Origin of the sequence: Chloroflexus sp. (genome assembly GCF_034435895.1) — a bacterium.
GTDB lineage: Bacteria > Chloroflexota > Chloroflexia > Chloroflexales > Chloroflexaceae > Chloroflexus.
The window spans coordinates 1-8,479 of record NZ_DAOTWH010000189.1 but is presented as its reverse complement, the minus strand read 5'-3'; the positions used below and the strand labels follow the sequence as shown (position 1 = coordinate 8,479).

The window sequence follows — 8,479 nt, the reverse complement described above, 5'->3', positions numbered from 1 at the left end:
CTGGCCAACAGAAAGAGCGGCAGCCATGCCCACGCCGCGTACAATTCCCACATATGGCCGAGATAACCAAGATTAGCTAACAACACTGGCCGCTCGCGCGCCACGTCAACCACCTGCGCCCAGCTAAAGCGCGGCGCAGCCGCCCGCAGCGGCCCTTCTCGCACCGCCGCCACCATCACACCCCCCAGTGCCGCCAACCCGGCAGCCAGCAATAGCGTGCGTCGCTAATCGCCAATCCCGCCCAGCACATTGAGCAAGTGCGGCGAGGCAGAACCGAACGTTAGCGCGCCAACCAACACCCCAATCACTAAGCCGCGCCCGCGCTGCGTCCACGTTGCCATAATCTTCATTCCGACCGGATACACCCACCCCCGCCAGCGCCATGCCGGTCGGAAACCGCAACGGCAACGCCAACCCCGGCCCCTCGGCAAACAACGCGATCAATACCGTGCAGAGAGCCGCGAGAGTCGCCGCTCCGGCAAAGAACCAGTGGGTGGGCCAACGGTCGGCTAACCCCAGCGCCGCTGAGCCAAACGCGCCCACGGCAAAGCCCAGTTGCACCGACATCGTCAACCACGCCCGCACCGTATCGTCTAACCTCCACTCGGCGGTCAATGCCGGCGCCACCGCTGAAGCGGAAAACCACGTGCCTTTCGCCAGCCACACCGCTAGCGCCAGCCAAAGGATGTCCAGCCACAGACGAGCCGATTGGGCAAGGATGGTTGTCATGCGTTTACTTCGTAAACTAAACGACAATGCACGGTTGCAAAAGAATGACCCTATTTTACTGCGCGCAACTATTGCACGTGCTATACTAACATGCGAGTGAGCGTGGCCATTCGTTCATAGGGAGGAACGACCATGACTCAGCGCAATATAGAGTCATCCGCTGCCGCGCCATTAACTCTCCGCACCCGAATCGAGGCGCTCCGCCAGCAGCGCCACCGGCTTGAACAGGGCGGCGGCCCCGACCGGATCGCTCGCCAGCATCAAGCCGGCAAATTGACCGCCCGCGAACGATTACACCTGTTGATCGATCACGATACCTTTCAGGAACTCTACCTCTTTGCCCGCCATCGCTGCACCGCCTTCGGTATGGCCGATAAAGAGATGCCCGGCGAGGGAGTCATTACCGGCTGCGGCAGCGTTGATGGCCGGCAAGTGTTTGTGGCGGCGCAAGATTTTACCGTTGCCGGCGGCTCGGTCGGCGAGATGCACGCCGATAAGATTTGCCAAACAATGGATCTCGCCCTCAAGTGCGGTTCGCCATTCATCACCATCAACGATAGCGGCGGCGCGCGCATCCAAGAGGGCATTGACGCGCTGAGCGGCTATGGGCGCATCTTTTACCGGAATGTGCTGCTTTCTGGCGTTGTGCCGCAAATTGCCATTATCGCCGGCCCCTGCGCCGGCGGTGCTGCCTATTCGCCGGCGCTGATGGATTTTATCATTATGGTGCGCGGCAGCGAGATGTTTATCACCGGCCCGGAAGTGCTCAAACAAGTGACCGGCGAGCATGTGACCGGGGAAGAGTTAGGCGGGCCGGAAGCGCAGGTGCGCAGCGGCGTCGCCCACTTTATCGCCGAGAACGATCACGAGGCGATCGAGATTTGCAAGCGGTTGCTCAGCTTCCTGCCCGCGAATAACCTCGAAGACCCGCCTGAAGGTGGCGATGGCGAATTGCGTTGGTTCACCGATCCCGTGCTCGATAGTATCATCCCCGATGACCCACGTGAACCGTACGATGTCATTCCGATCATTAAGCGGCTGGTTGACGACGGCGATTTTCTCGAAATTCAGCGCGGCTTCGCCGATAATGCTGTGATCGGTTTCGCCCGTATTGACGGCAACACGGTCGGGATTGTCGCCAACCAGCCGATGGTCATGGCCGGCGTGCTTGATATTGACGCCTCTGATAAGATCGCGCGCTTTGTCCGCTTCTGCAACGCCTTTAACATTCCCATCATCACCTTCGTTGACGTGCCCGGCTTCTTGCCCGGCGTCGCCCAAGAGCGCGGCGGGATCATCCGCCACGGTGCAAAGATGCTGTTCGCCTATTCAGCTACCACTTCCCCCAAGATTACGGTGATTCTGCGCAAAGCCTACGGCGGCGCCTATCTGGCTATGTGCGGCAAAGACCTCGGTGCTGACCGTGTGGCGGCATGGCCGAGTAGTGAGATCGCGGTGATGGGGCCGGAAGGCGCGGTCAATATTATCTTCCGCGATCAGATTAAGCAGGCCGAAGACCCAGCCGCCGCCCGCGCCGAGTTTTTGCGCCTCTATCGAGCTGAATTCGCGTCACCCTATGTTGGCGCCTCCCGCAACCTGATCGATAGCATCATTGCGCCGAGCGAAACCCGGCGCTACCTTAGCCTCGCACTGGCCTCGCTGCGCACCAAGCGCGAGTTCCGCCCGCAGAAGAAGCACGGGTTGGTGCCGCTATGAGTGAATGAAAGGGAGGGCGCATGATTGACCCGACTGCCGATCCGTTGCTGATTGGTTTGCAAATCACGATCACCGGCGTCACGATCGTCTTCATCGTGCTGACAATCGTCGCCATCGCCCTGAGCGCGCTCAACGCCAGCCAGCGCTTCTTCCGGCCTAAACCAGTTGCGCCGGTAACACCAGCCGCCCCCTCACAGCCGCCACCGACCGCCGATCAGCTCGATCCCCAACTGATTGCCGTGCTGACAGCCGCCGCTGTGGCGACGTTGCAGCAACCGATGCGGGTGTTGCGAGTGCGCTACTACCGCCAACCGTCAGCGATGTGGACGCGCTTGGGCCGGGTGAGCGTGATGGCTTCGCGCCAACTGCGCCGGTAACCTGTCACCGCGTAACGGCTCGCCGCCCCCCCTAGCCGGCAGGGACGCTGCGGCGCAGCGCCCTCAGAATCATCAACCAACCGGAAACGCTATGAAACGCTTGCGCATTACCGTCAACGGTATCAGCTACGAAGTCGAAGTTGAGGTTTTGGCCGACGATGATGAGGCGACCCTCACCGCGCCAACCAGCATCAATGCGTTGCCTCCGGCTAGAGCAGCTACACCGCCGAGCTCAGCGCCAGCCGCCTCCCCCGCCGCCCCGCCCCCAAACACCCCTCCCAGCGGGCCGGGAATATTGACCTCGCCAATTGCCGGCATCGTGGCCGAGATTAAGGTGAACATCGGCGATCACGTGAAGGAGAATGATCCGCTAGTCGTGATCGAAGCGATGAAGATGAACTCGAACGTCAGTTCCCCGGTCGCCGGTACAATTCGCTCGATCAATGTCAAGGTCGGCGATTCGGTGCGGCAAGGCCAACCATTACTGGAGTTTGCCTGATGGAATGGCTGATCGGCTTCTTTGAAGCGAGCGGGTTGGCCCATCTGTCATGGGGCAATCTGCTGATGATTGTGGTCGGCTGTGTGTTCGTGTACCTTGCGATTGCCCGCGGCTTCGAGCCGTTGCTGCTGGTGCCGATTGGGTTTGGCATCATCCTCGGCAACATGCCGTTCGAGCCGGGGATGGGGCAAGGCGTCTACGATCAGGGCAGCGTGCTCAACTATATCTACTTTGGCGTCATTGCCGGCGTCTTCCCGCCCCTGATCTTTCTCGGCATCGGCGCGATGACCGACTTTTCTGCCTTAATTGCCCAACCGCGCTTGATCTTGCTCGGCGCCGCCGCCCAAATCGGCATCTTTTTCACCCTGATGATGGCGGTGTTCCTCGGTTCGCGGTTGCCGTTCCTCGATCTCGCCAGCGCCGATGATCCGCTGCGGTTATTGCGCGCGGCGGCAGCGATCGGAATTATCGGCGGGGCCGATGGCCCGACGGCCATCTTTATCGCCACCCGGCTTGCGCCCGATCTGCTTGGCGCGATCGCGGTGTCGGCCTATTCATACATGGCGCTAGTGCCGGTGATCCAGCCGCCAATTATGCGCTTGCTGACTACCCGTGAAGAACGCCTGATCCGGATGCCGCCCCCCGCTGAAGTCAGCCGCGCGCAACGGATCCTCTTTCCGATTATCGGATTAATCGTTTGCGTGCTGATTGTGCCTGACACCCTCCCGCTGCTCGGCATGCTCTTCTTCGGCAATCTGCTCAAAGAGAGCGGTGTTACCGAGCGGCTGGCCAAAACCGCGCGCAGCGCCCTGATCGACAGCGTGACGATTATGCTCGGTTTGACGGTTGGCGCCAGCACCCAAGCCAGCAACTTTCTCACCCCGCGCTCGGTTGCGATCTTCGCTCTTGGTGCCTGCGCCTTCGCCATTTCCACCGCTGGCGGGGTGCTCTTTGCTAAATTCTACAACCTCTTCACGAAAAATAAGATCAATCCGCTGATCGGGGCCGCCGGCGTGTCAGCGGTGCCGATGTCGGCCCGCGTCGCTCATGGAGTCGCGCAAGCGGAAGATAAGCAGAACTTCTTGATTTGGCAGGCGATGTGCCCCAATGTGGCCGGCGTGATTGGCTCTGCCGTTGCTGCTGGCGTACTGTTGGTCATTCTACGCTGACCGGGAAGAGGATCCGGCGCGCCATCTGGGGCCATTCCGGCATTACCCGCAACGCAGTGCAGAGCATCACCAGATCGATGCTCCCATCTTGAATGACCGCATCAGCCAGCAGCGGATCGCTGAGCTGGCCGGAACCGATCACCACCGCTTCACTGGCAATGCGGCGAATGCCGGTGATCAACGGGATCGTCCACCCCGGAAACCGGGCCACATCGGGGGTGTAACGAGTGACCGTCACATCGAGTATCTGCGCACCGGCAGCCACTGCCCGCCGCGCAATCAGGCGCGCGTCTTGCTGGCTCAACCCGCTGGGGATCAGTTCAGCCGCCGGCATGCGCAGCCCAACCCATAGCCGCCGGCCAAAGCGCTGGCGAATCTGCTCGATAATGGCGAGCACCGGGTGGATCCGATCGCCGACAGCACTACCATTGCTGGCCGTAAAGCGCGGTGAAACTAGTTGCGCCAGTGCGCCATCATCGGCAATCGAGAGGAAGACGCCATCAGCGCCGGCGGCGAGCGCGCGCCACGCCGCTTGAAGGAACAACTCTATCAAACTCGCTGCCGGCACGACAACCGCCGGCGCTTCCAGTAAAAAGGCGATCCGGCTGCCAAAGGCATGCGCCGCCGCCGAAAGCCGGCGCAAACCGGGCAAGAAGCCATCGTGCCAAATGCCGAGATGCGCTGCCGGCTCACCCGGTTCGCAGATCAACAATGGTTCGGTGACGATCAGACCAACCCCGGCCCGAGCTCGCCGCTCGTAATAACTCACGAGCGCAGCATGGCAGAACCCATCGCGCCCGGCTAGCCCACTCGGCACCGGCGCCATCACAATTCGATTTGCCAGTCGCCGGCCAGCCACTTGTAGCGGTGTAAAGAGATCTGCCATACCTCGCTCGTATTGCAACCTTACTTACCGTAGTATAGCCAGAGAGTTCACTCTTCCGCAAGACGCTGCGCAAAGCGGAATCTTGACGGCGTTTGCTATAATGTAAGGTATTATTCGCCTATGCACCATGTCGCCGCTTAGTGCTTGAGACCCGTATGTCGCCCATTGCTCATTTGCCATACGTTCGCCTGCGTTTTGCACTCTTGCTGCTGGGCAGCGGGCTCTTGTTATTCGGCATGTGGCTCTATTGGAACACGACGGCGGCGGCTCGCCCTATTGCCCAGCTCGACCGGTTGCCGATCGTGCGTACCGTCTACTTCCCAGCCACCGGCCATCACCTCTCCAATCGGGTTGGCTTCCTCGATTTCTGGCGCGCCAACGGCCAACTGCACACCTTTGGCATGCCGATCAGCGAAGAATTGGTGATCGAGGGCCGGATTGTGCAATATTTCGAGCGCGCTCGCTTTGAGTACCATCCCGAATATGCCGGCACGCCGCTGCAAGTCCAGCTTGGTCTGATCGGGAAAGAATGGCTTGCCCGCCAATCGATCGCTTCGCCGCCGGCAGCCGCCGGTGCGGCTGGCGCGTTCTTTCCTGAAACTGGGTACACCCTGAGCGGCGAATTCCTTGAATTTTGGGAACGGCGCGGCGGTTTGCCGATCTTTGGCTTCCCCATCAGCGCCGAACACACCAGCGATGGCAGCGTCATCCAATATTTCGAACGCGCCCGCTTGCGCTACCGGCCCGATGCCCTCTCGCCCTTTCTCCGCCAGCAACAGGGTATTTATGGCTTTGATCTCGATACGCTGCACGAAGTCGAGATCGACGACATAGGCCGCCAATTGGCCAGCCTGCTCGGCATCAATACCGCCCCCGTTGCGCGCCTGCCCGGCGCCGTTGACTGGAGTCCGGAGCTGTGGTCGCGCCGGATCGAAGTCGATCTGGCCCGCCAGCAACTCTTCGCCTACGAAGACCAGTTGCTCGTTTTTACGGCCCCAGTCGCAACCGGACGCGACGGATTTAACACGCCCCGCGGCGCTTTCGCGATCTATTATCGCTTGCCCGAACAGACAATGACCGGTTGCCTCGGCGGCGAGTGCTGGTACGTACCAAACATTCCATGGGTGCAGTACGTGGTTGGCGGCGTCGCGCTGCACGGCACCTATTGGCACAATGCCCACGGCACGGGGGTGCGCATGTCGCATGGTTGCATCAATTTGCGGATTGATGACGCCCAATGGTTGTATGAATGGGCCGATCTCGGCGTACCGGTACAGATTTATTGAGCAATGGAAGTCAATCCTCGCATGTCTGCTTTGGCAGCGCAGTGCGACCCTCATCGCGACGCTCGTTGCGATGACAAGATTCCGCCCGCCGATCCTTGCTGACACATCCGCATCGCAATGAGACACAGCTCACCGCAAACCAACGGTCGCGAGCTGTTACGTGTTATAATGGCGCAATAAATACCGTCACGCACAGGCACATCCACTATGCTGTACGTACCCGATGGCGTTCCTCCCCTCATCAAGAGCACGCTGGCCCGCGTCGAACGCACCCTGCCGCAACCCGGCGAGATATTGGTCAGGCAAGGCGGGCGCGTCGAGCCTGATGATGTTATTGCGCGCGGGGTAAGCGCCAGCGCGCCGCACATTATCAATCTGGCGCGCGCCCTCACCCTGCCGCCGGCACAAGCGATGCGAGCAGTCGTAGCACCGATCGGCCAACCGATCAATGCCGGCGCCGTACTGGCCCGGCGCGGCGGTCTGTTTGGTCGCCGTGTGCTAAGCCCGGTCAACGGCACGTTACGCGCAGTGGATCCGGCCACGGGCTATGCGTTTATTGAGCCTGAACCGCGCCAGATAACACTCACCGCCGGCATTCGCGGCATTGTGATGGAGGTTATCGACAACCGGCGGATTGTGATCGAAACACCGGCTGCGCAACTGTACGGCGCCGGCGGATTTGGCAGCGATTGCAACGGCGTCACTCGCTTGCTCACACTCGATCCGGGCGAACCGATCACTGAACAAATGATCGATGCCCAGAGCATGTTTGCCGTCATCATCGGCGGCAGCGGGATCAGCGCGGCTGCGCTCAGAAAAGCGGTTGAGCATCAGGTGCGCGGGGTTATCATCGGCAGCATCACCGAACGCGAACTGCGCGCGTTCTTTCAGTGGGCCAAGCGTGTGCCATGGCCCATCGGCGTTCGCAATTGGCAATGGTCAGGCAACATTGCCGCACCGCTGACCATCGTGCTCACGGAAGGCATCGGCAATGCGCCTATGTCAACGCCGCTGTTTGAATTGCTTGCCGATAACGACCGCCGCGAAGTCTTTATCGAGAGCAACACCAGCCTGCGCCAACCCCATCGCCGCCCGCGGGTGATCATCCCGCTCTCGCGCAGCAGTACAACATCGCTGGAACCGCCGCGCCCGCCGCTACGCATCGGCGCGCTCGTGCGTTTGCTTGATCACGATCATCTCGGCCAAACCGGCTCCGTGCGCAGTTTGCCGGCCTTGCCCCAACGCTTGCCTTCGGGAGTGCGCACTGCGGCTGCCGAAGTGCTGCTGAACAGCGGCGAAGCAATTTGGCTGCCGCGCAGTTGTGTTGAAGTGATAGCCTGACTACGTTCCTACCTGAAATGTTTACTTCAAGTCGTAGCTATTTCGGGTATACTTATGGGCAATAGTAGACGGTTACACGTTGAGCAATATCGCGAGAGAATTCAATGACCTATCGTATTGTCGTGGTCGCCCGCGCTAATCCTATCTTGCGCAGTTTGCCCGCAGCGATGGCCGGCGATGCAACAGTGCAAATCTTCGACTCAGCCAACGATGCGCTCTGGGCCATTAGCACCGAGCCGCCCGATCTGGTGCTCAGCGAGCTCGAACTCGACGAGATGAGCGGTCTTGATCTCGCCGAGATTGTGCCGAATTTTGACCCACATACTAGGGTCGTCTTGTGGAGCGCTGGCCTGAGCAACGCTGACCGCGAGCGAGCCAAGGCCGCCGGCGTGAGCACGGTGCTGAGCGGCGAGGTGAGTCTGGATGCGGTGCGGGCAGCCGTGAGCAGCGCACTCGATACGCCGCGCGCTGCGCCG

General features: G+C 60.8%; 9 protein-coding genes. 7 read left to right on the top strand and 2 right to left on the bottom strand.

Features of this window, described 5'->3' with window-relative positions; all coding sequences use genetic code 11:
• Nucleotides 1-123: 123 nt before the first annotated feature.
• Nucleotides 124-729 (bottom strand): hypothetical protein, encoded by a 606-nt coding sequence (locus U9R81_RS11235; RefSeq protein ID WP_322495545.1) that lies wholly within the window; start codon nucleotides 727-729, stop codon nucleotides 124-126.
• Nucleotides 730-861: 132 nt separating this feature from the next.
• Here U9R81_RS11235 and U9R81_RS11230 point away from each other — a divergent pair, with 132 nt between their 5' ends.
• The 4 genes from U9R81_RS11230 (at nucleotide 862) to U9R81_RS11215 (ending at nucleotide 4,490) form a co-directional block, all read left to right on the top strand.
• Nucleotides 862-2,445: an acyl-CoA carboxylase subunit beta gene (locus U9R81_RS11230; protein ID WP_322495544.1), complete on the top strand. Its 1,584-nt coding sequence runs from the start codon at nucleotides 862-864 to the stop codon at nucleotides 2,443-2,445.
• Nucleotides 2,446-2,465: 20 nt separating this feature from the next.
• Nucleotides 2,466-2,822, top strand: a complete 357-nt coding sequence (locus U9R81_RS11225; RefSeq protein WP_322495543.1) for an OadG family protein — start codon at nucleotides 2,466-2,468, stop codon at nucleotides 2,820-2,822.
• Between the two features lie 91 nt (nucleotides 2,823-2,913).
• Nucleotides 2,914-3,321: a biotin/lipoyl-containing protein gene (locus tag U9R81_RS11220; protein ID WP_322495542.1), complete on the top strand. Its 408-nt coding sequence runs from the start codon at nucleotides 2,914-2,916 to the stop codon at nucleotides 3,319-3,321.
• The gene (locus U9R81_RS11215) at nucleotides 3,321-4,490 is read left to right on the top strand and encodes a sodium ion-translocating decarboxylase subunit beta (RefSeq protein ID WP_066783287.1); all 1,170 of its coding nucleotides are present in this window, start codon (nucleotides 3,321-3,323) and stop codon (nucleotides 4,488-4,490) included. The genes U9R81_RS11220 and U9R81_RS11215 overlap by 1 nt, the downstream gene beginning before the upstream one ends.
• Here the strand turns inward: U9R81_RS11215 and U9R81_RS11210 are convergent.
• Nucleotides 4,477-5,376 carry an NADH:flavin oxidoreductase gene (locus U9R81_RS11210; protein WP_322495541.1) on the bottom strand — a complete coding sequence of 300 codons (900 nt, stop codon included), beginning with the start codon at nucleotides 5,374-5,376 and terminating at the stop codon, nucleotides 4,477-4,479. The two genes, U9R81_RS11215 and U9R81_RS11210, sit on opposite strands and share 14 nt — an antisense overlap.
• A gap of 155 nt (nucleotides 5,377-5,531) precedes the next feature.
• On the opposite strand from U9R81_RS11210, the gene U9R81_RS11205 reads away from it, so the two are divergent.
• From U9R81_RS11205 to U9R81_RS11195, 3 genes are all read left to right on the top strand, one after another.
• Complete coding sequence (locus U9R81_RS11205) at nucleotides 5,532-6,662, top strand: L,D-transpeptidase (protein WP_322495540.1); 1,131 nt, start codon at nucleotides 5,532-5,534, stop codon at nucleotides 6,660-6,662.
• A gap of 207 nt (nucleotides 6,663-6,869) precedes the next feature.
• Nucleotides 6,870-8,003: a hypothetical protein gene (locus U9R81_RS11200; protein WP_322495539.1), complete on the top strand. Its 1,134-nt coding sequence runs from the start codon at nucleotides 6,870-6,872 to the stop codon at nucleotides 8,001-8,003.
• Between the two features lie 104 nt (nucleotides 8,004-8,107).
• Nucleotides 8,108-8,479 (top strand): response regulator (locus U9R81_RS11195; RefSeq protein ID WP_322495538.1); only part of this gene is annotated, 372 nt, incomplete at its 3' end.

Bases quoted from the DNA above. Each gene is read 5' to 3' on its own strand.
- U9R81_RS11235 (WP_322495545.1), bottom strand. From the start codon at position 729: ATGACAACCATCCTTGCCCAATCGGCTCGTCTGTGGCTGGACATCCTT.
- U9R81_RS11200 (WP_322495539.1), top strand. From the start codon at position 6,870: ATGCTGTACGTACCCGATGGCGTTCCTCCCCTCATCAAGAGCACGCTG.
- U9R81_RS11220 (WP_322495542.1), top strand. From the start codon at position 2,914: ATGAAACGCTTGCGCATTACCGTCAACGGTATCAGCTACGAAGTCGAA.
- U9R81_RS11230 (WP_322495544.1), top strand. From the start codon at position 862: ATGACTCAGCGCAATATAGAGTCATCCGCTGCCGCGCCATTAACTCTC.
- U9R81_RS11215 (WP_066783287.1), top strand. From the start codon at position 3,321: ATGGAATGGCTGATCGGCTTCTTTGAAGCGAGCGGGTTGGCCCATCTG.
- U9R81_RS11210 (WP_322495541.1), bottom strand. From the start codon at position 5,376: ATGGCAGATCTCTTTACACCGCTACAAGTGGCTGGCCGGCGACTGGCA.
- U9R81_RS11225 (WP_322495543.1), top strand. From the start codon at position 2,466: ATGATTGACCCGACTGCCGATCCGTTGCTGATTGGTTTGCAAATCACG.
- U9R81_RS11205 (WP_322495540.1), top strand. From the start codon at position 5,532: ATGTCGCCCATTGCTCATTTGCCATACGTTCGCCTGCGTTTTGCACTC.